Genomic DNA, 26,855 nt, shown 5'->3' with positions numbered 1-26,855 from the left:
GTTTCCTGCCGCAGCAGCTTCGGTCAGCCCCCCCTTTACCGCCGGATATGCAAAAACAGGTTCACGCCTTCCGGCTCCCACATCACCTCGATGGAGTCCGCAGCCGCCCCCGCCTCCAGCGCCAGGGCACGCAGGTGGTCCCGCGTGCGGTGGTGCAGCACCCAGTCTCCCAGCAGCTCCATGTAGTCGCGGCTGGGGTTGTAGTCGGAGAAATTCCCCACCACCACCTCACCGCCGCGTTTCGTCACGGCCATCAGCGCCTTGAGCAGAAACACAAACGTGCGGTCCGTGAGGTAGTCAAACAGCCCGGCAGACCACACCAGCTCATACCCCCTGGCAGGCAGAAAGCGCAGCACATTGCGGTGGTAAAACTCCACCCGCTTGCCAAAGGGCGCGCACAGCTTCTTCGCCCGCTCGATGGCGTGGATCTCGGCGTCCACGCAGTCGAAAAACACCTCGCACTCGGGATTGTCCAGCACCCACTCACGCACGTCCCGGGCCGGACCGCTGGCCACGTTCAGCACATTCAGCGGCACCTTGGTGCGCCCGGCGGAGTGCGAATGCAGCAGCTGATGAAAGTAGGCCTTGCGGTTGCGCACCGCATTCGGGGCCGCCTGGGAGTGGAAATACAGGTCCCACCGCCTCAGATGCGGCTCCTGCGCGATCTGCAGCGTGTAGATGGCCTCGATGATCTCAAAGTCGCCGCTGTAGCCGTATTTCTTCCCCAGCGCCCGGGCCTGCATGGTGCCCTCCAGGTGGCGGCTGGTGATGTCGTGCGCGTAGCTGAGCACATCTTCTCGGGACACAAGCCCGGCGCGCACCGCATCTCCCAGATGCCGCAGGGCGCGGTTCACATGCGCATAGTCATTGGGCACCGGCCCTCCGCTGGCGATCATTCCCCGCAGCAGTTCATCGCACTCCATCAGCGGCGAGAGGTCGTTTCTGCGACCTGAATAACGTTCTTGAATGACAAAAGGCGGCATGCGCTGGGCGTGACAGATGAACACCTCAAAGGCGTAATTCCTTGATAATAAACCTTTCTTTATACTTCGGGAAGTAAAAATTTTGTCTCTCCCCTTTGGAAGCCCGCTTTACCTGATCGTGTGTCTTGATAGGGACTCCCATGCCCCCGCTCTCCTCGCCAGGCCCCGCTCGTCTCCGCATTTTATGGATTCGCGCCGGGGGCTGCCTGCCACTGACCTCCGGCGGGGTCATCTACTCCTACCACCTGCTCATGCATCTGGTAAAGCACTGCCATGTGCATGCCCTGGAGCTCCGCCGCGAGGAGCAAGAGACGCCGGACTCCGTGCCCTATGCGCACAAGCTGGAGTGCGTCCATGCCCGGCTTCTGGGCGACTGGTCGCCGCGCCGCTTCTTGCATTACATCGGGCCGGTGCTGCGCAATCTCTTCGCCTCGCGCAGGCCCTTCATCCACGCCTTCTTTGAAAACGCGGAGTTCAAGCAGCGCGTGCGGGAGCGCGTGCTGAGCGGCCAGTTTGACCTCGTTATTGCAGATGAGCTGGTCGTGGCGCCTGCTTTTGAAGGCTGGAAAGCAGAACGCCGCGTGCCCTCCATCCTGCTCCAGCACAATGTGGAGGCCAGCATCTGGAAGCGCATGACGCAGCTCCAGCGCAATCCCTTCATGTGGCTCTTCTACCAGGAGATGACCCGCCGCATGCGGCGGCAGGAGCCGCGGCTCTGCCAGCTCTTTGACGCCGTGCTGACCAACTCCACCTACGACGCCGACTGCTACCGCGAGGTCTTCCGCCTCCCGCATGTGCTGGGCAGTGTACTCCCCGGCACCCCTCCCAGCCAGAGCGAGCCCCCGCCTGCCGTCCTCCAGCAGCAGCCCGCCCCTTGGATCGCTTTTGTGGGCGCCATGAACTGGCCGCCCAACACCGACGCCGCCATCTGGTTCATGCAGGAGGTGCTGCCCCTCGTCCGCAAGACACGCCCTGACGTGCGTTTCCGCGTCATCGGGCACAAGCCGCCGCCCTCCTTCTACCAGCTCGCCGCCTCGCATACGGGCATCGAAATCACCGGCACCGTCCCTGCCGTGCTGCCCCTCCTGCGCGAGTGCACCGTGCAGGTGGTGCCGCTGCGGGCCGGGAGCGGCGTCAGGCACAAAATTCTCGAATCCATGGGAGCAGGCGTGCCCGTGGTCAGCACCACCATCGGGGCGGAGGGACTGTATCTCGAAGACGAGCGCGAGCTCCTCCTCGCCGATGACGCCCCCGCTCTCAGCGCCGCCATTCTCCGCCTGCTGGACGATCCCGCCCTGCGCAAAACCATCGCCGAAAACGCCTTCGCCCGCATCAATCGCGACTTCCTCTGGGAGCACAGCGGCGACAAGCTCCTGCAGTTCTGCCACACCGTTCTGCAAAAAAAACACGTTCGAGCGTAAAAAGCTCGCGTCTGGTGGAGATAGAACCATGCCCACCGCATGTCTCCCACCGAACACGAACGCCACCGCCGCTTTCTGCGCAGCTTCACCGCGCACGAGCCCGCCCTACGCGCCCATGTGCGCCGGCTGGTCCCCGCACGCGCGGACGCGGACGACATCATGCAGGAGATCAGCGTCGTGCTGTGGGAGAAATTCGACACCCTGGCCGAAGGCGCAGACTTCAAGCCCTGGGCCTTTGGCGTGGCACGCTACGAGGTCTTGGCCTGGCTGAGAGATCGCGGGCGCGACCGCCTGGTGCTGGATGAAGAAGTCGTCTCCAAGATCGCGGAGGAGACCACCGCCCTGGAGCCCGTGCTGGAGCGCCAGCGCGAGGCCCTGGAGCACTGCATGCAAAAGGTGCCCGCAGAGCAGCGCGGCCTCCTCATGCAGGCCTACCAGCCCGAGTCCAGTATCCAGGAAGTGGCCCAAGGAAGCGGCCGCAGCGTGCCCGGTTTTTACCAGTGGCTGCACCGCATGCGGCAGAAGCTGCTGGACTGCATCCGCCGCGTTTTGGCAGAGGAGGTGGCCTCATGAAGGCAGAGCTCATGGCCGCCTACCTCAGCGGCAGCATCACCCCGCCGCAGATGCAGCAGCTCAATGCCCTGCTGCTGGCAGACGCGGAAGCCCGCCGCGAATTCGCCGAACTTCTCAACGTGGACTCCGCTCTCGCGGCGCTGGCTGCAGATTGGACCTCCACACCCAAGGCGGCGCGGCCAAAGCCTGCGCGCTGGCTCACCGCTTCCCCCCGCTGGATCACCGCCGCCGCAGCGTGCATCTCCCTGCTGCTCGGTGCCTGGTTCTGGCAGCAGGCCCACAGCACCTACGCCACCGTGTCCAAAGCCGCCGGTGTGCAGGAGCTGGCCGATGGCGCGGAACTGCGTGGCGAAACTCACGACATCCGCGCAGGCAGCGTCTCACTCGTCACCGCACGCGGCGCTCGCATCGTCATCGAGGCCCCGGCGGAGTTCTATTTTGAGTCCGCGCAGCGTCTGCATATGAAGCGCGGTCGTTTGGCAGCCGATGTGCCACCCACAGCGAAAGGCTTCACCGTCATCACGCCTTCCGGAGACGCCGTGGATCTGGGCACCCGCTTCGGTGTGGACGTGCCCACCAGCGGCGCGGCGGAGGTGCATGTGTTTCAGGGCGAGGTCATCACCAAGGCCTCCGGCGCGCATGACAGGCAAAGCCTGCGCGGCGGCGATGCCGTGACCTTCGCCGCAGGTGCCAGCACCGCACGCGAGCTGCGCTCCGCCGCCTTCATCCAGCCCGATGAAATGCCCGGCCTCACCGCAGGCCTCGCCGCCGGTCAGCGTGCCCAGGCAGAGGGTGCGCTCGCAGCTTTGCGCAAAGATCCCGCGCTCATCGCGCTGCTCGACTTTGAATCCGCCGAGGAACTGCCCGGTGTGTACCGCCGCGTGCAGGGCCGCTGGCCGGGCTCTCACGCGCCGGAGTTTGTGAATGTGGGCGATCATTTGAAGCTCGATGTCGGCGGCGGCCGCGACTGGCCACAGCTCACGCTCGCCGCCTGGGTCCGCATCGACCGCCTCGGCGCTCCCTACCAGTCCCTGCTGCACACCGATGGCTGGAGCCAGAACAACCCCGGCCAGGTGCACTGGATCATCAATCGCGACACCACCATGCGCCTCGCGCTCATCGGCAATGTGCTTGCCCCAGGCTCCATCGAGCGCCAGGGCCACCCCGACTCCCGCACGGGCGTGCTGCCGGAGCAGGGCCGCTGGGTTCACCTCGCCGCTGTCTATGACTCCGCGCAGAAAACCGCGCGCTTTTACCTCAACGGCCAGTTCGACAGCGAAACCCGCCTGCAGACCGCCCCCCCCGCGCGTCTGGGCCCCGCGCAGATCGGCAACTGGAACCAGCAGGACCGCAAGCTCAGCGGCCGCGTGGACGAGCTGCTCCTGCTGGGCCGCGCCATGACCGACGCCGAAATCCACGCCCTCCACGCCGCTGGCAATCCCTACCGCTGATGAAGCTCGCCCTCTCATTCCTGCTCGCCTCCTCCGCTCTCGCCGCCGCCGTCGATTTCGTGCGCGATGTACGCCCCATTTTCCAGCAGCACTGCTACAGCTGCCACGGCGAGAAAAAGCAGAAGTCCGGCCTGCGGCTCGACATCAAATCAGAAGCCTTCAAAGGCGGCGACAAGCACGCCCCCGACATCATCTCCGGCAAGGCCAAGGACAGTCCCCTCATCCACTTCATCATCACCGACGATGAAGACGAGCTCATGCCACCCAAAGGCAAAATCTCCTCCAAAGAGATCGAAACTCTCACCACCTGGATCAACGAAGGCGCCCCATGGCCCGACGGCATCGACCTCGCCAAACTCGAAAACCGCCTCGATCACTGGTCCTTCAAACCCATCCAAGTTTCAAGTTCTGCGCAAAGCATCGATAAATTCATCGACGCCAAGCTCGCCGAAAAGCATCTGCGCCGCTCCCCGCCCGCCGATCCCGTCTCACTCATCCGCCGCATCACCTTCGATCTCACCGGCCTGCCCCCAACACCCGAAGAAACCACCGCCTTCGAAAAAGAGTTCATCCAGGATCGAGCATCCAGCATCCAGCATCTCGTCGATCGCCTCCTCCAAAGCGAGCGCTACGGCGAACGCTGGGCCCAGCACTGGCTCGACGTGGTGCGCTACGCCGACACTCACGGCTTTGAGGTAAACACCGAGCGCCCCAACGCCTGGCCCTACCGCGACTACGTCATCCGCTCCTTCAACTACGACACGCCCTACGACCGCTTCATCAAAGAACAGATCGTCGGCGATGCCATGGGCCAGGACGCCGCCACCGGCTTCCTCGTCACCGCCTCCGTCCTGCTGCCCGGCCAGATCGGCAAAGACGATGCCTCCAAGCGCCTCGCACGCCAGGACTCCATTGACGAGATCGTGGTGAATCTCGGCCAGACCTTCCTCGGCCTCAGCATCGGCTGCGCGCGCTGCCACGATCACAAATTCGATCCCATCACCGCCAAAGACTACTACGCCATGCAGGCCTTTGTTGCCGGTGTCGAATACGCCGACCGCGACCTGCACACGCCCGAGGCCGAGGCCGCACGCGCCGAGGAAAAGAAGCTCAAGGCACGCCTCGCAGAGATCGACAAAGAACTCGCCCGCTTTGTGCCTCTTGCCAAATCCGGGACCGAGCGCCCCATGATCAATGCCCGCGAAAACGCCGACCGCTTTCCTCCGGTGAAAACAAAACGTGTGCGCTTCACCATCAAGGCCACCACCAATCTGGAGCCCTGCATCGATGAGCTGGAAGTCTTCAACACCGCCGGAGAAAACGTTGCCCTCGCCACCCTCGGCACCCAGCGCAAATCCTCCGGCGACATCGGCGTGGCCGAGCGCCACGAGCTGCGCTTTCTCAACGACGGTCGCTACGGCAACTCGCGCAGCTGGCTCTCCAACAAGCCTGGCCAGGGCTGGGTGGAGCTGGAGTTTCCGCAGGAGCAAACCATCGAGCGCGTCGTCTGGGGCCGCGACCGCGAAGGCAGGTTCACCGACCGCCTCCCCACCGACTACCAGATTGAAATATCTGATGCCACCGGCACCTGGCACACCGTGGCCGATGCCAGCGACCGCCAGAAGTTTGACCCCAAAAATCAGAACAAGAAAACCAAGCCCACCCTCAGCGGCCTCACCGCCGAAGAAACCAAACGCGCCAAACCGCTGATCCAGGAAAAGGCCGCCGCCGAGAAAAAAATCGCTCAGGCACAAAACGCCCAGAAAGCCTTCGCCGGCACCTTCCGCGCCCCCGACGACATCCACCTCCTCAATCGCGGCGATCCCGAGCAGCCCAAGGAATCCGTGACTCCTGCCGTGCTCAGCTCCCTCGGCCAATTGACGCTGCCCAAAGAAAGCGCTGAGCAGCAGCGCCGCCGCGCGCTCGCCGACTGGATCGCCAGCCCGCAAAACCCGCTCACCGCGCGCGTCATGGTCAACCGCATCTGGCAGGGCCACTTCGGCACCGGCCTCGTGCAGACCGCCAGCGACTTCGGCCACATGGGCATGAAGCCCACCCACCCCGAACTCCTCGACTGGCTCGCCGCCGAATTCATCCGCAGCGGCTGGAGCGTGAAGCACATGCACCGGCTGATCATGCTCTCAGAGACCTATGGGCAATCAAGTCAGACTCACGACTTGGCAACGCCTCCATCAGCCAGCGCGCCTCAAGACAAAATCATAAATCATAAATCAAAAATCATAAATGAAGGCCCCCTTCTCGACGCCGACGTCCGCTACCTCTGGCGCTATCCTTCCCGCCGCATCGAAGCCGAATCCATTCGCGACTCCATGCTCGCCGTCAGCGGTCGCCTGAACCTGAAAATGTTCGGTCGTGGCTTCAACTTCTTCGACCAGCGCGGCGGCCTCAGCGGCTTTGATCCCATTGAGACCTTCACCCCGGAAAACGAGCGCCGCATGATCTACGCGCACAAGGTACGCCGCGAGCCCGAAACCGTCTTCGGCGCCTTTGACTGCCCGGATGCCGGCCAGAGCACCGCCCGCCGCATCGAAAGCACCACGCCCATCCAGGCCCTCAATCTCTTCAACAGCCGCTTCACCCTCGTGCAAAGCACCGCCTTTGCTGAACGCGCCAAAAAAGAAGCCGGTCCCGATCTCGCAAATCAAATCACCCACGCCTACCGCCTCGCCTTCAGTCGCGTGCCCACTCCCGAGGAACTCGCCGACACCACGCCTCTCGTCCGCGAACACGGCCTCACCGCCCTCTGCCGCGCCCTCTTCAACAGCAACGAGTTTCTCTTTGTGCCATGAGCCCCCACGCCGAACACCTCTCCCCTGCAGGCCATCACCTGCTCGACCGCCGCCGCTTTCTCTCCAGCAGCGCCACGGCTCTCGGCTCGGTCGCATTGACCAACCTCCTCGGCCTCGATGGCCTGCTGGCAGCTCAGTCAAACGGCCCCATCATCGACCCCGCGCGCCCCTACGCCCCACGCCAGCCGCATTTCCCTGCGAAGGCCAAAAACGTCGTCGTCATCTTCTGCGCGGGTGCCGTCAGCCAGCTCGAAACCTGGGACTACAAGCCCGAGCTCATCAAGTGGGACGACAAGCCTCTCCCTGGCGGACCCGCCGTCACCTTCCAAGGGCCCGCTGGCAATCTCGCCCGCCCGCAATACACCTTCCGCCAGCGCGGCCAGACCGGCAAATGGGTCAGCGACATGATCCCGCATCTCGCGGAGCTCACCGACGACATCGCCTTCGTCCATTCGCTCACCAGCAAGTCCAACACCCACGGCCCCGCCGAAAACTTCCTCTCCACTGGCTTCAACCTCGACGGCTTTCCCTCCCTCGGCGCCTGGACCACCTACGCGCTCGGCAGCGAGAACCAGGATCTGCCCTCCTACGTCGCCATCCCCGATCCTCGCGGCGTGCCGCAAAACGGTGCCAACAACTGGGGTCCCGGCTTTCTCCCCGCCGCCTTTCAAGGCACCACGATGAGCTCCAAGGCCCCCGTGCGCCACCTCGCCGCCCCCGGCATCACTCCCGCTTCAGATCAGGCCGCACGCTCCCTGCTTCAGCGCATGAATGCCCGCCACCTCGCCGCCCATCCCGGCGATGGCAAACTCGCCGCACGCATCGCCAGCTACGAGCTCGCTGCGCGCATGCAGCTCAGCGTCCCAGAAATCAGCGACATTAGCACCGAGCCTGCGCAAATCCTCAAGCTCTACGGAGCCGACGACACCCAAAACGCCGACAAAGCCGCCTTTGCCAAAAACTGCATCCTCGCCCGCCGCCTCATCGAAAAAGGCGTGCGCTTTGTGCAGCTTTTCAACGGAGCCTACGCCAGCGGCGGCAAGCTCAACTGGGACGGCCACAACGCCCTCAAGGAGCAGTATGACGTTCACGCCTCCATCCTCGACCAGCCCGCCGCTGCGCTCATTCGCGACCTCAAAGCCCGAGGTCTGCTCGACGATACCCTCGTCGTCTGGTGCACCGAATTCGGCCGCATGCCCTTCTTCCAAAAAGGCGCCAAAGGACGCGACCACAATCCCGATGGCTTCACCTGCTGGATGACCGGCGCAGGCGTGAAGCCCGGCGTCAGCACAGGCGAGTGCGATGACCTCGGCCAGAAAGCCGTGAAGGACATCCATCCCCTCTACGACTTCAACGCCACAATACTGCACCTCCTCGGCCTCGATCACGAGCGCCTCACCTTCGAACACAACGGCGTCCAGCGCCGCCTCACCAACGTCGAAGGCCACGTGATCAAGCAGATGCTGGCGTAAAAGCCCCCCTTGTTATCAGACAGCCTGCGAAGGCGCCGATGGAGCTTTGAGTGCACGCAGAAGCAGGTAGGCGCAGGTGCCCGTGGGACCGACCAACAGGGTGAGCAGCAGGCAGGGCGCGACGAGCCAGCGGTTGTAGCCACGTTCCAGACTGTCAAAGTGGATCCAGCGGCCGACGAAGAGATCGACTCCCAGGAAGTGAATCCACGCGAGCGCAACGCAGTGGGGATCGGCGAAGAGCTTGGTGATCTCGACAAAGTTTCCGCGCGCGAAAATGGGCAGGTTGGTGAGGTAGTACGGGATGTTCAGCAGCGCATAGGGCAGGCAGATGAGAAAGATGGGCCACAGCGGGCGCATGAGCTTCTCGGTGCCTTTCCAGCGTGGGAGAAAGACCATGCTAAGCCAGAAGGGCGCAACATAGAAATTGCAGATTTTGAAGGCAGAGGCGTAAAGGTCCATAAGGTGTGCAGGTGGTGGAGAGTGTGTGGATGGACAGGTGTCGTCCACCCGCTCAAACTCGTCCCAGATCATGAAGCGGAAGCTGGCTGCTCCGTGGTGGTTGGCCGGAAAACAATGAGGTGCGGAGGAATGATTCAGGGAGGTGGTTCCAGCCGCACATCAGTTGGGCTGCTTTAGTCTAGGTCGTATTCGAGGATGTACTGCTCTGGGAATGGGCCGCCTTTTTGATTGATCTCGCCGTCTTTGCCAGGAGCCGGGCGGAGGTTTTTCTTGAGCAGCAGGGCTTTGATGATCTGCGGCACCTGGATGAGGCTGATGTGGTCTCCCAGGCAGCGGTGCCAGCCGTAGCCGAGGATCATGTACATGCTCTGCGGACGGTCGAGGCGGAACTCCTCGGGATTTTTGACAAAGGTCTCGTCAAACATGGCGGACTGCGTCCCAGCCAGCACGAGTGAGCCTTTGGCGATCTTGGTTTCGCGCGGGGTGCCTTTGGCCAGGACGTAGTCCTGCTCGGCGTAGCGTGGGAGGACGGAGTTGCCCGGGCGGAAGCGCAGGGCCTCCCAGACATAGCGGCCGAGGAGGTCGTCGTTGTTTTCGCGTGCGGCCTTGATGGCGCCCTGCAGTTCCGTGGGGCGGGTGAAAAGCTCGGCGAGGCATTTGCACACGGCGGCCTGGGTGGTCTCTCCGGCACCGATCAGCAGGCCGGCGGTGAGGATGATCATGCGGTCGTCCGTGATGCCCTGGACCTTGTTGGTGCCTTCTTTGAGCATGCGCGCGAGGATGGTGTCCTCAGCACCGGGGTTCTTGGTGAGGAGCACGCGTTTCTCCTGAATGAGGCCGCCGATGTAGGCGGTCATCTCGTGGCCGGCGCGGATGGCATCGGCGTGGATGGGAGGCTCGGCCTTGATGTTTTTAAAGAAGTCGGCCTGCGTGGCGCGTGACCAACGGAACATCGATGCCTCGTCCGGCCCGGGGAAGCCGCCATAGGTGCCGGTGAGCAGGATGGGCACGCGACGGGCCACTTTGTTCACGATCTCGATGCGGCCGATGGCCTTGCCGCTCTTGTCCGTGGTGGTCTGCGTACCTTCGGCGATGGCCTTGTGCGCGAGGGAGACGACCTGGCTCCTGATGCGCGGGAAGTCGGCAGGCGACATAAGATGCCGCATGTAGGGCTTCTCCACGAGGTTGTAGCGTGTGTGATCCCGCCCAAGCATGAAGGCCCCCATGCAGTCGTCCATCTTGGAGCCATACAGGCGCACGCTGAAGGTGTCCCAGTTGTCGAGCACTTCGACGACGTCCTTGCGGTTGGCGACGAGCACCGTGGAGGTGAACTTGAGCCCGGCCTTGGTGGGCACAGGTGCGGTGGTGATGGTGGGCCGATGGGCGCGCATCTCCTTGAAGGTCTCGATGGAGTTGTCCTGCAGCCAGCTGAAGAGAGTCTTGAGCTTGAGCACCTCCAGCCACTGGCGGTCGTAGTCTTTGAGGAAGGCCTGCGAGCCCTTGGGATGCAGGCGGTCAATGGGAGCTACGATGGAGCAGGAGACGACGCAGGCGGCGGCGGCGAGGGTGAGTGCGGTGGCGGGCTTGAGTTTCATAGGAGCGCGTGAGAGTATAAGTGGGGGGCGGTGTGGCTCGTCGTTCTGGATTCGTCCTCGTCCTCCTGCTCGATCAATGCGCGGGCGATGGGTGAATGCGGGAGCGTGCGGGACTGCAAACTGCGAATTGAAAACTGAGAACTGAAAATTGGGGTGGGGCGCTGGATGGTTGAGCTGTTGAGGGCGCTGGAGTCCGCACACGCAGTGTGCGGACCACGCCATGATGGATGGGCGGAGCGGTGGTGTTTATCTTTGAGCTTTTATTTTTGAGCTTTGCCCCTGCCCCGCTGCCTCAGAGACTCTTGAGGTATTCGAGCAGTTCTTTGCGCTGGTCGTCGTTGAGTTCGGCTGTGCCATATTCGTGGCCGGCGTTGGAATTGCCCGGGAGGGCTGTGTCAAAGGTGAAGGAGGGCTTGCCGTCAAATTCGGGCATGTCCTTGTAGCCTGCGTTCACGGGGTCATACTCGCGGGTGCCGAGGTGGAAGGTCTTGGAGCGCTGTGCGGCGGGGAGCAGCATTTCCTTGAGGTTGGGGACGGAGCCGTTGTGCAGGTAGGGCGGTGTGGCCCAGATGCCGGTGAGCGGACGCGCCTTGTACTTCTTGGGCGCCATGGGCAGGCTCGTGTTGACCACGGGATTGGTGCGGAGGTTTTCCCGGCGCTGGTTGAAGTCGGCAAAAATGCGGTCAAGCACGCTGGTGTTGTCCTCTCCCGGTGCGCCGGGCACATAGCTCTTGGCCGCAGCGTCGATGGTCTCCGCCGTGATCTCTCCCTTGGCGATGGTGATGTTGGCCTTGATGGACTCCAGCGGGTGTTCCAGCAGGCCGCCGACGACGGAGTTGATGAGGGGATCGAGGCCGTTCGTTTCCGCTGGGATTTCATTGCCCACGACGCCAGCCTGCTTGCGCCCGGCGAATTTGCCAGCCTTGCGCAGCTTGATCATGTTGTCGTACTCGCGGGAGTCCGTGCCGACTTTCTCGATGTCCACGAGGACGGACTTGTAGTTCATGCCTTCGTTTTCGCGGGTGACGACGGCGTGGCAGGAAGCGCAGTGCTTGTCGTAATGGACGCGGCCTTTTTCAGCGAGAGCCTTGTCGATGGGCGGAAGGATTTTCTCCGGCCACTGCGGAGAGCGCAGAGTGGCGACCCACTGCTCCAGAAGGCCGATGTTTTCGACGATGATGGAGGACTTGTATTTGTGGGCTTGTTTGTCGTCGGGGATCTCCATCTCTCCATACACACCCAGGACTTCGCCGCCGTTGCGGATGAGGGAGCCGATGTTCAGCGGGCCATTCGGGGCAAAGCCGGTCCACTGCACCACGTCAGACTGGTGGGTGCCCCAGAGGAACGGGTAGCTAACCGGGGCGTCTGAGGCCAGGGCGTTGTCCGGCATGTTGTTCATGTGGACGAGCACCTTGTTGAAGATCTGGCCGATGGCGTCTGTGCGACCGTAGCCGTACTGGGGCATGTTGGGGCTCTGGTAGTGGTTGGCCACATTGCGGTCGTTGAGTGCGGCGGTGCGCTTTTTGAGGGCGTCGCGCAGCGCGGTCTTGCCCTCGGTCGTTGCGCTTTGGCCCAGCACGGCGGTGGCAAACCGGGTGAATTTCTCCTCGTCCTCGGCGGTCTTTTTCATCGCGGCCACCAGGTTGAGGTCAAAGGCGTCCACATCGGCGATGGTCTGCCCGCCATCGATGCGGATGGTCGTGCCGTTGTAGGCGATCTGGCCGGTGTGGCACGCCGCGCAGGTCATGCCGAGCCAGGCCTGCTTCTTTTCATCGACCCCGCGCACAAAGCCGACGGGGAGCCCGTCGGGGTTCCATTTGGAGTCGGGGCCGGTGGGCAGGTAGCGCAGGGCGCGCATGTTGTCATCACCTCGGAAAAGGGCCTGGCTGTCGGGCATTTCGAGCGCGAGAAACCATTCATACGGCAGAATGCGCGAGCCCTGATTGGTGAAGTAGTAGGCCTGCTGCGTGCGGACGGACCAGCCCTGCTCCAGATTGATCGCGTTGTCCTTGGAGTTCTCCACTGGCGTGCCTGTGGCGATGATGTGTCCGGCGGAGTACCGGAAGTAAAAGAGCGCGCCTGCAATGAGGACGAGCACAGCGATGGGCAGTGGCTTTTTCATGGTATCTTGGTGTGTGTGAGGTCGGTGATCTGATTTTTTCCCCGTCCTCGCGCATGGCGTGGACGCTGGGCGTGTGAGGAGCTACTTCTGGGGCCAGGCGTTTCCTTTGAGCAGGCCACGGGCATCGAGGGCGCTGCGGTCTATGCCTTTGAGAATCTCCTTCATGAGCGTGACGGTGCCCGGATACACAAAGTACGCGCCGTGGATCGGGATGCCGTCGATGAGCGGGATGCTGTCATACTGCGCAGGGAAGAAGGTGGAGCAGTCCACGTCCCACACATTGTCCACACGGCCGCTGACGCTGTCGGTAGGCGGGCGCACGGCCAGACCGCTGCGGCCCAGGCGGCGGGTGCCAAAGTGCTTGAGCCCGGACGACGCGCCCAGCACGCTGTCGCGTCCGGTGTACAGGGCGGTGACACGGTAGGTGAGATTGGCGAGAGCGGCCCCATCTGCGCTGTCCTGGCAGCCGGGCTCAAAGAGGTCGTTGTCCACATCGGCGGCCACCATGAGGATCTGGTTCACCAGGGAGACAGCCAGTGGCTGGTTCTGCCGCTTCCAGCACGCGCCCATGGCACGGTGCAGGAGGAAATTGCCCATGCTGTGAGCGATGATGGAGATCTTCGCGCGGCAGGCATCCGCTGGGTCGTTCTGCGCATCCTTCTGCTTGATCAGCAGCCAGTCGTGCAGGCGGCTCAGGATGTCGGTAAAATCGGCGGCGCAGGCCTGGGCATGGTCGCGGTCCGGCAGATAGCCGAGGATGCTGCCGAGGGAGGGCCAGTCAAAGGAGATGCAGAGGCCGAGGCCGTCCGGTCCGGCGTAGATGTCCCGCGTGAGCTGCTGGTAGCGCTGGGCAGCGTCGGTAAAGCCATTGTTGTAGCCGTGAATGAAGAAGCCCACGTGCTTCTGCTCCTGGTGCGCGGCCATCTGGCTGAGCATGGGCATGGCATCCGCCGGCTGGCCGCTCTGCGCGGTAAAGGCGGCGGCCGTGGCCTGCGAGACGAGGGGAAAAGCCAGCGCGGCCTGCTTGAGCTGTGTCTCAAAGGCGGCGGCGGAAACGGAGGTCCATTTGTCGATGGTGTCCGCCTTGTCGTCGTCGGTGGTCCAGTAGCTCACTTTGCCGATCTCGTGAGTTGGCTGCCCCTGGCGGAAGAGCCGGTTGCTGATCATCCAGTATTTAGGCATAAGTTTACGTCTTAAGTTAAGACTTGTTTTAACCATGTCTTATTTCTGCAAGACGAGAAAGTAAACGCAAAAATTCCAGGGAATCATTTTTACATAATAATTTATGGTCAATGTTCAGAGACGTAGGTAATCCACAAAAGGCAGAAGCCCCGGCAGCCTATGGAAACCGGCTGCGAATGATTTAGCTTTGGATTTCGCCTGTCTGGGCTGGCTGACACGGAGCCGTTGAAAAATCAGCTCTCCCAGCAATGAGTTGACATCTCCGGCATTCCCCGGGACAAACGGCGCATGATTTTCAAAAATCTTTCTGACAGGGCATGCCGCACCCACCTGATGGCAGGCATGGCGGCGGCGCTGGTCGCAGTGTCTCTCACAGGCTGCCAGCTCTACCGCTTTAATGTGCAGTATGCGCCCAACCCGGCCACGCCCCGACGCTACGCCCCGGAGGAGCAGAACGAGCCCAAGCAGATCAATGTCTTCTTTGACGGCACATCCAACAACTGGCAGGCGCGCACGAATGTGCGGCGGAGCTTTGAGCAGCAGGCGGTGGCGGAGGACCCGCACTCACCCTGCATCTACGTGGAGGGCGTGGGTGTGCGCACTCTGACGGGCAAGGCCTTTGGCTGGGGGATCAAGGACCGCGTGATCGATGCGTACGCTTTCCTGGCACGCTACTGGAATGCGGGCGCAAAGGACAAGATCCACATCTTTGGCTTCAGCCGCGGGGCCTTTGAGGCGCGCATGCTGGCGGGCATGATGGCGCACTGCGGGCTGCCGGACGCCTCGCACCTCTTCACCCAGGACGTGCCGCAGAACAAGCTGCGTGAGAAGAAGCTCAAGGCGCTCTCCACCGCCGTGTATGACTACTGCGCCCTGCACCTCACCGACCCCGCTCCCAAGGATGGGAAGAGCATCCCGCTGAAGGTTTGGAATGACACCCTGAAGGCCAACCAGGCCAGGCTGCACGCAGAGCCCTTCTGCCAGGGCTGGCTGTTTCACGATCCCACGATCCAGCTGCTGGGCATCTGGGACACAGTGCCCGGGCTTCCCTTTACCAAGCTGCGCAACGATGGCGAAGTCATCCCCGGCAGGCCGCAGCGCTACAAGGTGCGCCCCTACCCAAACATCCGGCTCACCGTGCACGCGCTGAGCCTCGATGAGAAGCGCAGCCAGTTCCACCCGCTGATCGTCGGCCCGCCGATCGATCCCTCATGCAAGGTCTACGAAGTGTGGTTCCCCGGCGCACATTCAGACATCGGCGGCGGGTATGAGGACTCAAACGACATGGCAGGCACCTCGCTGGCCTGGATGGACGAGGTCATGAAAAACGAGGGTCTCATCAAGCGCACGCACAGCTACTACCGGGATGTGCACGGTATTTTGCACCACCCGGAAAAAAATGCCTTCAGCAGCATCGGCTCTCACGAGCAGGCGCGTCATGTGCCGTATGGTTCGCATGTGGACTTCTCGGTCTTCAAGCGTGCCAACCTGGAGCCGCATCCGGAGGAGGGCATTCGTGTCGGCGTCGTTTACGAGCCCACCCTGCACGTGCAGCAGCCGGACGGCAGCCTCAGGACGTTGAAAATAGCCGGTGCCACAAAATACCAGCCTGACCAAGCCCGTAGGATGCTGCAAAGCGTGGGCCTGGACCTCTACGACCCGGCGCAGAACCTTGAAAACCGCCCCGAGGGCGCACCGCTGACACTGAGCCAGATGAACGTGGAGGTGAAAACCGTGGAAAAAACCACGGCTCCATCAGCGCAGCCGCTCCATGCCCCGTCGAAGGGTAAGCCTGCAGACAGGAGGCCCCCGCCCGGAGATGCAGCGTATCCTCAGTAGGAGGCAGCGCGCCCCTCTTTCCTCACATCTGCGGCTGCCCGAATGCCTCAATCTCACCGCGCAACGGAATCGCCGGCTGCGCACCCGGCTTCAGCGTCGCCAGCGCACCCGCCGCATTCGCGAACGGAATCGCATCTACTCTGCCCTCGCTGCTCGCCACGGCAAACGCCCCCGCAAACGTATCCCCCGCCCCCACCGTATCCACAGGCGTCACCTGCGGCGGCGCGAACTCCTCCACACCATCCTCCGTGATGCTCAGCGTGCTCTCCGCGCCACGTGTGATGATGAGATGCCGACACATCGCTTCATGCAAACTTTGGCCAGTGGTGATCTGCTCCGCTTCCCCCTCATTCACGATCAGCGTGTCCACCACGAACCGCGCCGCGAGATACTCAGTATTCAACGGAGATGGATTCAAAACCACACGCACACCAGCCTCTCTCGCGATCTCTGCCGCCTTCTGCACCACCGCCAGCGGACACTCCAGTTGCAGCAGCAGCGCATCCGCAGCGCGGATTAGCTCTGCATGGCGGTCGATGTCCTCCGGCGTGATCGCATGGTTCGCACCCGCATTCACGATGATCGAGTTCTCCCCACGATCATCCACGGCAATGAAAGCCGAGCCCGTGGGCAGCGCCGAACGCAAAACGCCCGTCGTATCAATGCCTTCGCTCTCCAACGTCTCGACATACCGCGCCCCAAAGTCATCCTGCCCCACGCAGCCGATCATGCTCACCGCCCCGCCCGCGCGCGCAGCCGCCACGGCCTGGTTCGCCCCCTTGCCGCCAAAGCATGTCAGCATGCTGCTGGACGTCAGCGTTTCCCCCGGCGCGGGAATATGCGGCACACGCAGCGTGTGGTCCACATTCAGCGAGCCGACGACGACAATCCTGGGGCGCTGTGCTGACATCACTTCTTCGCGGCGGGGGGTGGTTCCACGCTGAGCTGCACGATCGCCTCGCGCACACGTGACGCCTGCTCCGGGCTCATGACCAAAAAGCGGTGATTGCCTTTGCCCTTTTTGTTGGCACGGAAGAGCGTGGCCGAATCATCTTCCACAATGACCGTCCCCGGCGGCGAGAGATCAAAGTAGCCGCGCTCCGGCAGCACCGCATACAGCACCGATGTCGGGTCCCAAGTCGGGCGGTCATGCGGCGGCGGATTGTACAAATAATACGCCTCCTTCAGCGGATGATGCGGGATGTAGTCGAGATCCTGTTCGATCACCACATGCGGAAACGCCGCCGCTACACCGATCTCATACCCGCTCCACACCACCTGGGTAGGCCACTCCTTGGCCAGCTTCTGCGCTGCAGGCACATCCAGCTTCACGTTGTACTCCAGGTGCCGCGTGTCCCACTGCACCGTCTGAAACGCACCTGCCATGATGCTCAGCACCTTCACCTTTTTCGCGACCAATTCTTTCCCGCCCGGGTCATCCAGCAGACGCGACAGATTGGTAAAGAAGCCCACCTGCGCGATCACCACGCTGCTGTCCGGCTGCTTCGACAGGATGTCCTTGATCAGGCCCACCGCATCCGGTGCATCCGCCCCGCTCTTGAGATCATGCGGATACCTCAGGCTGCCATCGGCGTTCTTTTCATCCGCCAGCAGATTGAACTTCCCAGCCTCCTTCGCCGCTCCATCACGCACCACGCCGATCGGGATGTCCGGATAGCCGTAGAGCGTGTTCACCGCATCCACAAACGCCGCCGCCTGCGGATGGTCTTTCGTGATCGTCACCGCCAGCAGTTCGCACGCACCGCGTTTTTGCAGGTTGTGGATCATCGCCAGCGCCATGAGGTCATCGACATCATTGCCCATGTCGGTGTCAAAGATGAGCTTCACCGGCGCCGCTTGGGACAGGCCGCACAGCGTGCAGAAAAGGAGAGTGAGCAGTCGTTTCATCATTTCTTGGGTGGTTGGACGGTGGTTTGAACAATGGCCTCCAGCGCACGCGCCTGCTGCACCGATGTCATCGTGAGAAAGCGGTCGCGCTTGCCGCCCTTGGCATCCTTGCCAGGCGGCGTGAATTTGGTGAAGCCGTCAGCGCCCACGCTCACGCGGCCTGCGTCAGAGAGACCAAAAAAGCCGCGCTCAGGAAACACCGCCTGCAGCACGCTGCTCTCATCCCAGCACGGCCGGTCATGCGCCGGCCCGCTGTGCAGCAGGTAGGCCTCCTTCACGATGTGGTGCGGCATGTAGCCAAAATCCTGCGCGATGCTCGCCCGTGGAAATGGCAGCGCCTCGCCGATCTCATACCCGCTCCAGTAAACCGTCACCTCCTCCGGCCACTCCTTCGCCACCGTCTGCATGAAGCCGATGCCATTGATCACGTTCGCCTCCAGGTGGTAGTTCGTCCGATTGCAGAAAGCGAACGCTCCCGCCATGATTGAAAGCATCTTCACCTTCTTCCGGATCAGCGCCGGTCCATCCAGCGGCGAATGCGCATCCGCCTTCGATTTGAGCAGGTTCGCCATGTTTGAGGCGATGCCCACGCTGATGATCGAAACACTCCCGTCCGGCTGTTTCGCCAGCAGCTCGCGCAGCAGGTCCACCGCCTCACACGCGTCCTCATTCTTTTTCAAATCATGCGGATAGTCCGGTGAATGCGCCAGCTTCAAATAACTGCTCGGCCGCTTCTGCGCCGCAGCATCACGCGTCACCCCAATCGGCAGGTCCGGCCTTCCGTAAAACGTGTTCTGCGCATCCACAAAACTCGCCGTCAGCGGATTGTCCTTCGAGATCGTCACCCCGAGAAACTCACACGCGCCGCGATCCGCCAGCGTGTGGCACATCGTCAGCGCCAGCACATCATCCACATCTCCGGTGATGTCGGTGTCAAAGATGATGCGCGGCTTTTCAGCGAAAGCCGACGCACCAAGAAGCAATAAAAGAACAATCGATTTCATGCAGATCATTTTCTCCTCCAGGTATCCGCCAGCACCGCAGCCACGATGACCAGCCCGGTCACCACACGCTTCACCGGCTCCGTCGCACCCACCTGAATCAGTCCGGCCTCCAGCGTGGCGATGATGAGCACGCCCATGAAGCTCTTCACCACAGAGCCACGCCCGCCCATCAGGCTCGTGCCACCCACGACCACCGCAGCGATCGCCCCCAGCTCAAAACCCGTGCCCGCATTCGGGTCCGCCGAGCCAAGACGCGAGCAGTTAAACACCGCCGCCAGTCCGGTCAGCGCGCCCAGCAGTGCATGCGCAAAGATCCGCGGACGATCCACCGGCAGCCCCGAAACCAGCGCCGCCTCACGGTTCGCACCGATGGCGATCAAGTGCCGCCCCAACGCCATTTGCGAGAGCATCACCTGCCCCGCCGCCACCACCAGCAGGCTGATCACAAACGCAGGCGAAATCACCAGCCCGCCAAACGGCGCGCCCAGCGCCTCGATGTCCGCGCCAATGTACTTCGTCTGCGAGTTCGTCGTCAAAAACGCCAGCCCACGCGCGATCTCCAGCATGCCCAGCGAGACGATAAAAGACGGCAGCCGCAGCTTCACGCTCACCGCCCCCGTCGTGCCACCGAGCAGAGCTCCCACAGCCACGCAGCTCGTCACTGCCATCATCAGCCCCCAGTGCATGTCCGCCATCAGCACACCCGCCACAGCACCGCAAAAACCCAGCAGCGAACCCACCGAGAGATCAATGCCGCCTGTCACCATCACCAGCGTCATCCCCGTGGCCACCAGCGCCAGCGCCGGAATGCGATTCGCCACCGTGCCCAGCGTACCCAGGCTAAGGAAACTCTCCCGCAGCACGCCAAACAGCCCGATCATGGCCGTCAGCACGCCCATGAGGATGAAGAAGTCGGTGAAGCGGCGCATGATCAAAAACGCGAGTTCACTTCGCGATCACATCCACCGGTGTCTGCTGGTCCGCAGGCTCCGTTTTGTCCTTCAAAACCTTGAGCGCCGCCTCGATGCCAAACACCGCGAGCTGATCCCCATGCTGGTCGCAGGTGGCCAGCACACGGCCATCCGCCAGCAGCGGTTTGAGCGCGGCGATGTTGTCAAAGCCCACGATCTGCACCTGCCCCGTCTTGCCCGCAGACTGCACCGCAGCCGCCGCACCCAGCGCCATGTTGTCATTCGCGCACAGCAGCGCCTTCACATTCGAATTCGCCGCCAGGATGCCCGCCGCCACGCCATTCGCCTTCTCCATCTCCCACTGCCCGCTTTGCGTTGCCACGATCTTCATGCCCGCCGCATTCATCGCATCTTCAAAGCCCGCCTTGCGCTGCTGTCCGTTAAAGGCCGTCGTCACACCTTCGATGATCGCCACCTCATCCCCTGCCTTGAGCTTCTTTGCCAGCACCTCCGCCACCGCCTTCGCACCAGCGCGGTTGTCCGGTCCCACAAAGGGAATGTTCAACCCCGCCTGCTTCAGCGCGTCGGCGTCCAGCTTGTTGTCGATGTTAATGATGAGCACGCCCGCCGCCTTCGCACGTTTCAGCACCGTCACCAGTGCCTTGGAGTCCGCCGGTGCAATGACAATGGCCTGCACGCCCTGCGACACCATCTGGTCCACCAGCCCCACCTGCTCAGCGAGATCCGTCTCGTTCTTGATGCCGTTCACGGTCAGCTCGTAGTCCGCCGCATGCGCCGACTGGTGCTTCTTTGCGCCTTCGGCCATGGTTTGAAAAAACTCATTCGCCAGCGACTTCATCACCAGCGCCACCTTGGGTTTTCCAGTGGCAGTCGAGCTGGCAGGTCCGCCCGCCGGCTTGCAGGAAAGCAGCGCGAGACTGGCGAGGAGAAGTGGAACGAGGCATTTCATGGTTGGAAATTGGCAATTTTGCGCAAACGATTGTGCAGAAGGAATACTTTCGGTCAATCTTTCTTCTTGGTCCCGATGGACGCGCGCTCAATCAGCCGCACCGGCAGCGTCGTCAGCGCCTTCCGGGATGGCTTTCCGCCTCGCTTGATCAGCTCGCAGAGGCGGTCCACCGACACCGTGCCCATGTCCTCCACCGGCTGCGCCAGCGTCGTCAGCGGTGGCGAAAGCAGCGTGGCCCACGGCTGTTCGTCAAAGGCGATGAGCGAGAGATCCTCCGGAATGATGAGCCCCCGCTCACGCACCGCCTCCAGCGCGCCCAGTGCCAGCTGATTGCTCAGCGCCAGCACCGCAGTCGGGCGCGGCTTCATCTCCAGCAGCCGCAGCGTGTGCTCACGCGCGATGGCCTGCGAATGCTCACCACCCACAAGAAACTTCCCCTCAAAGCGCAGCCCCGCCTCGCTCAATCCCGCACGATACCCCCGCACCCGCTCCACGATAACCGAGCTGTCCTCCCGCCCCTGCAGGCAGGCGATGCGCTTGTGCCCCAGCTTCACCAGCCGCTTCACCGCTTCTCGCGCCCCAGTAAAATTGTCCGCCACCACCGCCGCCGTTTTCAGCGCCGTAAAGACACGGTCCACCTGCGTCAGCGGCAGCTTGGAGGCAATGAGCGGCTGCAAATGCGCGCTGTCCCCGCCCACCGGCGCGAGAATCAGCCCGTCAATGCGACGGTCCATCAACGTGCGAATGCACTCCGCCTCCACCTCGTCGGATTCCTGCGAGTCGGCCAGCAGCACCGTGTAGCCCAGCGCCCGTGCACGGCGCTCCACCGCACGCGCCAGCGCGGCAAAGAACGGATTCGAGATGTCCGGGATCACCAGCCCAAGCGTGCGCGTGCTCTGCAGCCGCAGGCTGCGCGCCAGTTCATCCGGGCGCACGCCCATCGCCGCAGCTTCATCCAGAATGTGCTTCTGTGTCTCCTTCGCGATTCGAAACTCATCGCCCCGCCCCGCCATCACACGCGAGACCGTGCTGGCGGAAATGCCGAGATGCTGGGCGAGAGATTTGAGATTCATGCTGGCGACTCCGACACACTGGCAACAAACCCGCAGCACCGCAACAACACCTGCTCACACGCCGACGGAACACACGGAAATCAGAACTTCCGGATCAGTTTCCGCGTCTTCTGTGTATTCCCCCGGCCACCCTTCTGGTACAATTTTGGCACTCCCCACCTCCCCGCCGGGAATACCAAGCGGCCATGCCAGACTCTCCATCCAGCACCGAGACCCTCGTCCTCCTGCTCACGCAGCATCAGGAGCCGTTGTTTCGCTACATCTTCAGCCTCGTCCCGCGCGAGGCAGACGCCCGCGACATCCTGCAGGAGACGAGCCTGGCTCTGTATCGCAAATTCGCCGAGTACGACCCCGCCCGCCCCTTCCTCCCCTGGGCCTACCGCTTCGCCTACCTCCAGGTGCAGAAGCATCGCGAAAAATCCGCACACTCGCCCCTTCTCTTCAGCGAGGACGTCATGGACCTCCTCGCCAGCGAGCGCTCCCACATCGAGCCACAGCTCGATGAGCGCCTGCGCCTGCTCGATGCCTGTCTGCAAAAGCTCACCCCGCAGGATCAGGAGCTCGTCACCAGCCGCTACGCCCAGCGCCAGAGTGCCGAGGAAATGATGAGCCGCTTCTCCCTCAGCCGCCGCACCCTCTTCCGCAATCTGGAGCTGCTGCGCCAGCGCCTTCACGAGTGCGTCTCGCGCCAGCTTCAAACCGAGGGCATCACATGAATCTCGAATCCCTCATCCATGCCGCGATCGATGGCGAGATCACACCCGAGCAGCACGCGCAGCTCGAAGCCCTGCTGCGCTCCGACTGGCAGGCACGCCGCCTTTACCTGGAGCTCGTCGATCAGCATGCACGCCTGCTGCAGCAGCCCGCCGTCAATACCGGCCGCCTGCAATCCACCACGCCCAAACGCCAGCCTCGCCACTGGTGGCCCTCTCTCACCGCAGCCGCTGCAGCCATCGCCTGCGCCTTCCTCTTCTGGCCCCGCCACCCAGCGGAAACCGAGGCCACTTCCAACGGCGTCGCCATGCTCAGCCAGACCATGGATGCACAGTTTGCCACGGCACTCCGCAGCGGCGACACCCTCAAGCCCGGCACCGTCAAGCTCACCCAGGGCCTAGCGCAGATCGAGTTTTATAGCGGAGCCACCGCTTTGATCGAAGGCGCTGCCGAGATCGAAATCCTCTCCGCTTGGGAGGCGCGCTGTCTCAGCGGTCGCGTGCGTGTGCATGTGCCACCTGCTGCCAAAGGCTTCCTCATGCACGCCCCCGGCATGAAGCTCGAAGACCTCGGCACCGAGTTCGCCCTCAATGTGAAGGATAACACCAGCGCCGTTCATGTCTTCGAAGGCGAGGTCATCGCCCACACCGATGCCCAGACATCCGCGAGTCTGAAGCAAGGCATGTCCCTTTCCTCAACTAAAACCGCCAGCCCATCGCCGCAGGATTTCCTCTCCATCAATGAGCTTCACGGCCTCGTGCAAAAGCGCGACACCCAGCGCTTTGATCAATGGCAGCAGTGGTCGCTCGAAACGCGCAAAGACCCGCGCCTCATCGCCTACTACACCTTCAAGCACTGGGAGGACGACCGCTGGGACCGCCTCGTCAACAACTTCGCGGAACCCCGCCGCCCCAGCCGTGCCGGTGGCGCGGTCGGTGCCAGCTGGACCCAGGGCCGCTGGCAGAAAAAGGAGGCACTGGAGTTCAAGCGCCCCGGCGACCGCGTGCGGCTCAACCTCGACGGCACCTACGACGCCCTCACCCTCGCCTGCTGGGTCAAGGTCGACTCCGTGGACAAAAAGTACAATTCCCTCCTCCTCACCGACGGCTACGACAACGGCGAGCCCCACTGGCAGATCTACGAAGACGGCAGCCTCATGTTCTCCATCATGTATCGTCCGGCGGATGCAGCCAGGAGCGCCAAGCAAAACCAGATGTACTTCAGCCGCCCTGTCTTCACCGCCGACAGCCTCGGCCGCTGGCACCATCTCGCAGTCACGTATGACAACGCGCGCGGAGAGGTCATCCAGTACTTCGATGGCCAGGAAGTTGGCCGCGAAATCTCCACACTCCACCAACCCGGCCGTGACATCGTTTTCGGCCCCTGCGAAATCGGCAACTGGGGCCTGCCCACCCAGGGCCACCAGTTCCCCATCCGCAATCTCAACGGTGCCGTCGACGAATTCGCCATCTACAGCGCCGCATTAAAGGCTTCTGAAGTCCGTAACCTCTACGACCACGGCAAACCCGAATGACCACGAGCCAAATCTTTTTCATCAGCCTGCTCGCCGCATCTTCCCTCCATGCCGAGGATGCCGAGGCGCTCTTCGTCCGCCGCGTCTGGCCGCTGTTTCAGGAAAAATGCCTCGCCTGCCACGGCAATGACGAAACGAAGATCAAAGGCGGCTACGACATGCGCACGCAGGAGAGCGCCATGAAGGGCGGCGAGAGCGAAAAGAAATCCATCATCCCTGGCAGGCCCGAGGACAGCCCGCTCTACCTCGCCTCCACTCGTCAGCACGCCGACGACTGGGAGCCTATGCCCCCCAAGGAGGCGGACAAGCTCTACGCCGAGCAGCTCGGCTGGATCAAAAACTGGATCGAAGGCGGAGCCCCCTGGCCTGATGAGGCAAAACGCAGCACCATCGCCAAGGCCAACGCCGAAAAATGGAGCGCCGAAGACGGCATTGTGGTCAAAACCTCCGGCGCACTCTCCCCCGAATGGGCCGGCCGCCGCTACAAGCCCGAAGGCCTCTGGGCCTACCAGCCAGTAAAAAAGCCTGCCGTGCCCGCTGGCCAGCATCCCATCGACTTCCTCCTCGCTGTCAAAGACCCCGCACCCGCCGCCGATCCACGCACCTTCATCCGCCGCGCCACCTTCGACCTCACCGGCCTCCCTCCCACTCCCGAGGAAGTTGAAGCATTCACAGCCGCTTACAGCAAAGACCCGGCATCCAGCATCCATCAACTAATCAACCGCCTGCTCGACTCCCCCCACTACGGCGAGCGCATGGCACGTCACTGGCTCGATGTCACCCGCTACGCCGACAGCAGTGGCTTTGCCAACGACTACGAGCGCGGCAACGCCTGGCGCTACCGCGACTACGTCGTCCGCAGCTTCAATGCCGACAAGCCCTACGACCAGTTCATCAAAGAACAAATCGCCGGAGATGAAATGCAGGAAAGTGGTGCAGGCACTCCTGCCCGCAACTCTCAGAACCCCGAACTCCTCATCGCCACCGGCTTCCTCCGCATGGGCCCCTGGGAGCTCACCGGCATGGAGGTCGCCAAGATCGCCCGCCAGCGCTTCCTCGATGACGTCACCAATAGCGTCGGCGAGACCTTCCTCGCCCACTCGCTGCAGTGCGCCCGCTGCCACGATCACAAGTTCGACCCCGTCCCCACGCACGACTACTACGCCATCCAGGCCTGCTTTGGCACCACCCAGCTCGTGGAGCGCCCCGCTCCCTTCCTGCCCGTGGAAAACACCACCGGCTTTGAGGAGAAAAAATACCTGGAGGCACGCCGCGACGAGCACCTGGCCATGCTCGCCCGCCTTGATGAAAAGATGCTCGCCAATGCTGCAAAGTGGTATGCTGAAAAGAAGCTCGATCCCGCCGCCTGGGACAAGGCGGTGACCTCCGCACGCGCCTTCATCGCTGGCGGTGGCAAAATGAAAAAAGGCCGCAGCTTCACCGGCGTCTTTGAAACCGCCCGCGCCGCTCTTCAAAAGCAAAACCTGCCCGAAGATCAATACCCGCCCAAGCTCGTCGGCTTTGCCCCCGAGGATTTCGGAAACGAACGCGTGGCCCGTAAAGGCCTCGAACGCCTCAAGTGGGAGCTGGAGCGCTACGAGCCCTTTGCCTTCAGCGTCTATGACGGCCTCACCCCGCAGGTTGTCAGCGTTTACCAGCCCATCCGCATGCCGCAAAATCCCATGGCCAACGGCGAGCTGGAAAAAACCGCCATCCTTGGTGGGGGCGATCCCTTCTCCCCCACACTCCCGGTCAAACCCGGCGTGCTCTCAGTTCTCAGCAGCATCGAGTTCCCAGACGCCATCACCGGTCGCCGCACCGCATTGGCAAATTGGATCGCCAGCCGCGACAACCCGCTCACCACCCGCGTCATCGTCAATCGCCTCTGGCTCTGGCACTTCGGCCAGGCCATCGCGGGCAATCCCAACAACTTCGGCAGCACCGGCAAAAAGCCCACCCATCCCGCCCTGCTCGACTGGCTCGCAGCCACCCTGGTGGAAAAGAATTGGTCCATCAAAGAGATGCACCGCCTCATCATGACCAGCGCCGCCTACCAGCGCAGCTCAGGGTTCAAAGGTAAGTTGAACCGCGAAGACGCCGAAAAATCCTACGCCGTCTTCAAGCCCCGCCGCCTCATGGCCGAGGAGCTGCGCGATGCCATGCTCAGCATCACCGGCGAATTGAACCCCACCCTCGGCGGCATACCCAACCGCCCCGAGATCAATATCGAGGTCGCCATGCAGCCACGTCAGGTCATGGGCACCTTTGCCGCCGCCTGGGTGCCGAATGCGCTGCCTGCACAGCGCCACCGCCGCAGCCTCTACGCGCTCAAGATTCGTGGCCTGCGCGATCCTTTCATGGAGGTCTTCAACGAGCCCGCGCCCGACTTCTCCTGCGAAGCCCGCGAGGTCTCCACCGTCACGCCCCAGGTCTTCAGCCTCTTCAATGGCCAGGCCAGCTACAGCCGCGCCCTCGCACTCGCACACCGCGTGCTGCAAGAAAAGACACCCGATGCCATCACCCGCATCTTCCAGCTCACCTACGGCCGCGCTCCCTCCGCCGAAGAAAAAGCCGCCTGCACCGCTCACTGGCAGGCCATGCAAAAGAAACAAACCGGCCTCACCTTCCCCCAATCATCCCCGCCGCTCACTGTGAAGCGTGACGCTGTGGAGGAAAACACCGGCGAGAAATTCAGCTTCCAGGAAAAGCTCCCCGCCTACGCCGACTTCGTCCCCGACCTCCAGCCCGCCGATGTCGATGCCCGCACCCGCGCACTCGCAGACGTCTGCCTGGCCCTGCTGAACTCCAACGAATTTGCCTACCTCTACTGAGCC

At 62.8% G+C, this 26,855-nt stretch carries 20 protein-coding genes; 9 read left to right on the top strand and 11 right to left on the bottom strand.

Going from position 1 to position 26,855, the window contains the following annotated elements; translation table 11 throughout:
- Positions 1–35 precede the first annotated feature (35 nt).
- Complete coding sequence (locus ACFQDI_RS08480; RefSeq protein WP_377165424.1) at positions 36–983, bottom strand: class I SAM-dependent methyltransferase; 948 nt, start codon at positions 981–983, stop codon at positions 36–38.
- 140 nt (positions 984–1,123) lie between these two features.
- Here ACFQDI_RS08480 and ACFQDI_RS08475 point away from each other — a divergent pair, with 140 nt between their 5' ends.
- Genes ACFQDI_RS08475 through ACFQDI_RS08455 form a run of 5 tightly spaced genes read left to right on the top strand, consistent with a single transcriptional unit; the run spans position 1,124 to position 8,710 of the window.
- Positions 1,124–2,404 (top strand): glycosyltransferase, encoded by a 1,281-nt coding sequence (locus ACFQDI_RS08475; protein WP_377165421.1) that lies wholly within the window; start codon positions 1,124–1,126, stop codon positions 2,402–2,404.
- 39 nt (positions 2,405–2,443) lie between these two features.
- Positions 2,444–2,977: a sigma-70 family RNA polymerase sigma factor gene (locus tag ACFQDI_RS08470; RefSeq protein WP_377165419.1), complete on the top strand. Its 534-nt coding sequence runs from the start codon at positions 2,444–2,446 to the stop codon at positions 2,975–2,977.
- Positions 2,974–4,428, top strand: coding sequence for a LamG-like jellyroll fold domain-containing protein (locus ACFQDI_RS08465; RefSeq protein WP_377165416.1), 1,455 nt, complete (start codon positions 2,974–2,976; stop codon positions 4,426–4,428). The genes ACFQDI_RS08470 and ACFQDI_RS08465 overlap by 4 nt, the downstream gene beginning before the upstream one ends.
- Entirely contained in the window at positions 4,428–7,238 is a 2,811-nt protein-coding gene (locus tag ACFQDI_RS08460) for a DUF1553 domain-containing protein (protein WP_377165414.1), read from the top strand. The genes ACFQDI_RS08465 and ACFQDI_RS08460 overlap by 1 nt, the downstream gene beginning before the upstream one ends.
- Positions 7,235–8,710 carry a DUF1501 domain-containing protein gene (locus ACFQDI_RS08455; protein ID WP_377165412.1) on the top strand — a complete coding sequence of 492 codons (1,476 nt, stop codon included), beginning with the start codon at positions 7,235–7,237 and terminating at the stop codon, positions 8,708–8,710. The genes ACFQDI_RS08460 and ACFQDI_RS08455 overlap by 4 nt, the downstream gene beginning before the upstream one ends.
- Positions 8,711–8,725: 15 nt before the next feature.
- On the opposite strand, the gene ACFQDI_RS08450 is transcribed toward ACFQDI_RS08455, so the two are convergent.
- The 4 genes from ACFQDI_RS08450 to ACFQDI_RS08435 form a co-directional block, all read right to left on the bottom strand.
- Positions 8,726–9,169: an ABA4-like family protein gene (locus ACFQDI_RS08450; RefSeq protein WP_377165410.1), complete on the bottom strand. Its 444-nt coding sequence runs from the start codon at positions 9,167–9,169 to the stop codon at positions 8,726–8,728.
- Positions 9,170–9,342: 173 nt separating this feature from the next.
- Complete coding sequence (locus tag ACFQDI_RS08445; RefSeq protein ID WP_377165408.1) at positions 9,343–10,764, bottom strand: cytochrome P450; 1,422 nt, start codon at positions 10,762–10,764, stop codon at positions 9,343–9,345.
- 292 nt (positions 10,765–11,056) lie between these two features.
- Entirely contained in the window at positions 11,057–12,886 is a 1,830-nt protein-coding gene (locus ACFQDI_RS08440) for a di-heme-cytochrome C peroxidase (RefSeq protein WP_377165406.1), read from the bottom strand.
- Positions 12,887–12,967: 81 nt separating this feature from the next.
- Positions 12,968–14,068, bottom strand: coding sequence for an alpha/beta hydrolase (locus tag ACFQDI_RS08435; protein ID WP_377165404.1), 1,101 nt, complete (start codon positions 14,066–14,068; stop codon positions 12,968–12,970).
- 288 nt (positions 14,069–14,356) lie between these two features.
- Between ACFQDI_RS08435 and ACFQDI_RS08430 the strand changes: the two genes are divergently transcribed.
- A complete protein-coding gene (locus ACFQDI_RS08430; protein WP_377165402.1) occupies positions 14,357–15,907 on the top strand; it encodes a phospholipase effector Tle1 domain-containing protein in 1,551 nt (516 codons plus the stop codon).
- Positions 15,908–15,929: 22 nt separating this feature from the next.
- Here the strand turns inward: ACFQDI_RS08430 and ACFQDI_RS08425 are convergent, their stop codons facing one another.
- From ACFQDI_RS08425 to ACFQDI_RS08400, 6 genes are read right to left on the bottom strand one after another with little or no spacing between them, the layout of a single operon-like run.
- Entirely contained in the window at positions 15,930–16,817 is an 888-nt protein-coding gene (locus ACFQDI_RS08425) for a ribokinase (RefSeq protein WP_377165400.1), read from the bottom strand.
- Positions 16,817–17,818, bottom strand: a complete 1,002-nt coding sequence (locus ACFQDI_RS08420; protein ID WP_377165398.1) for a nucleoside hydrolase — start codon at positions 17,816–17,818, stop codon at positions 16,817–16,819. The genes ACFQDI_RS08425 and ACFQDI_RS08420 overlap by 1 nt, the downstream gene beginning before the upstream one ends.
- Positions 17,815–18,819: a nucleoside hydrolase gene (locus ACFQDI_RS08415; protein ID WP_377165396.1), complete on the bottom strand. Its 1,005-nt coding sequence runs from the start codon at positions 18,817–18,819 to the stop codon at positions 17,815–17,817. Before ACFQDI_RS08415 ends, ACFQDI_RS08420 begins: the two co-directional genes overlap by 4 nt.
- 5 nt (positions 18,820–18,824) lie before the next feature.
- Positions 18,825–19,748 carry an ABC transporter permease gene (locus ACFQDI_RS08410; RefSeq protein ID WP_377165394.1) on the bottom strand — a complete coding sequence of 308 codons (924 nt, stop codon included), beginning with the start codon at positions 19,746–19,748 and terminating at the stop codon, positions 18,825–18,827.
- Between the two features lie 16 nt (positions 19,749–19,764).
- Positions 19,765–20,700, bottom strand: a complete 936-nt coding sequence (locus ACFQDI_RS08405; protein ID WP_377165392.1) for a sugar ABC transporter substrate-binding protein — start codon at positions 20,698–20,700, stop codon at positions 19,765–19,767.
- A 53-nt stretch (positions 20,701–20,753) separates the two neighbouring features.
- Positions 20,754–21,773, bottom strand: coding sequence for a LacI family DNA-binding transcriptional regulator (locus tag ACFQDI_RS08400; RefSeq protein ID WP_377165390.1), 1,020 nt, complete (start codon positions 21,771–21,773; stop codon positions 20,754–20,756).
- Positions 21,774–21,958: 185 nt separating this feature from the next.
- Between ACFQDI_RS08400 and ACFQDI_RS08395 the strand changes: the two genes are divergently transcribed.
- Genes ACFQDI_RS08395 through ACFQDI_RS08385 form a run of 3 tightly spaced genes read left to right on the top strand, consistent with a single transcriptional unit; the run spans position 21,959 to position 26,852 of the window.
- Positions 21,959–22,489 (top strand): sigma-70 family RNA polymerase sigma factor, encoded by a 531-nt coding sequence (locus ACFQDI_RS08395; RefSeq protein WP_377165388.1) that lies wholly within the window; start codon positions 21,959–21,961, stop codon positions 22,487–22,489.
- Positions 22,486–24,021 (top strand): LamG-like jellyroll fold domain-containing protein, encoded by a 1,536-nt coding sequence (locus ACFQDI_RS08390; protein ID WP_377165386.1) that lies wholly within the window; start codon positions 22,486–22,488, stop codon positions 24,019–24,021. The genes ACFQDI_RS08395 and ACFQDI_RS08390 overlap by 4 nt, the downstream gene beginning before the upstream one ends.
- A complete protein-coding gene (locus ACFQDI_RS08385; protein ID WP_377165384.1) occupies positions 24,018–26,852 on the top strand; it encodes a PSD1 and planctomycete cytochrome C domain-containing protein in 2,835 nt (944 codons plus the stop codon). The genes ACFQDI_RS08390 and ACFQDI_RS08385 overlap by 4 nt, the downstream gene beginning before the upstream one ends.
- The last annotated feature ends 3 nt before the right edge of the window (positions 26,853–26,855 follow it).

It is taken from the genome of Prosthecobacter fluviatilis (assembly GCF_042655725.1).
GTDB classification, from domain to species: domain Bacteria; phylum Verrucomicrobiota; class Verrucomicrobiia; order Verrucomicrobiales; family Verrucomicrobiaceae; genus Prosthecobacter; species Prosthecobacter fluviatilis.
The sequence above is the reverse complement of the archived record's forward strand: the minus strand, read 5'-3'. Positions and strand labels throughout refer to the sequence as shown.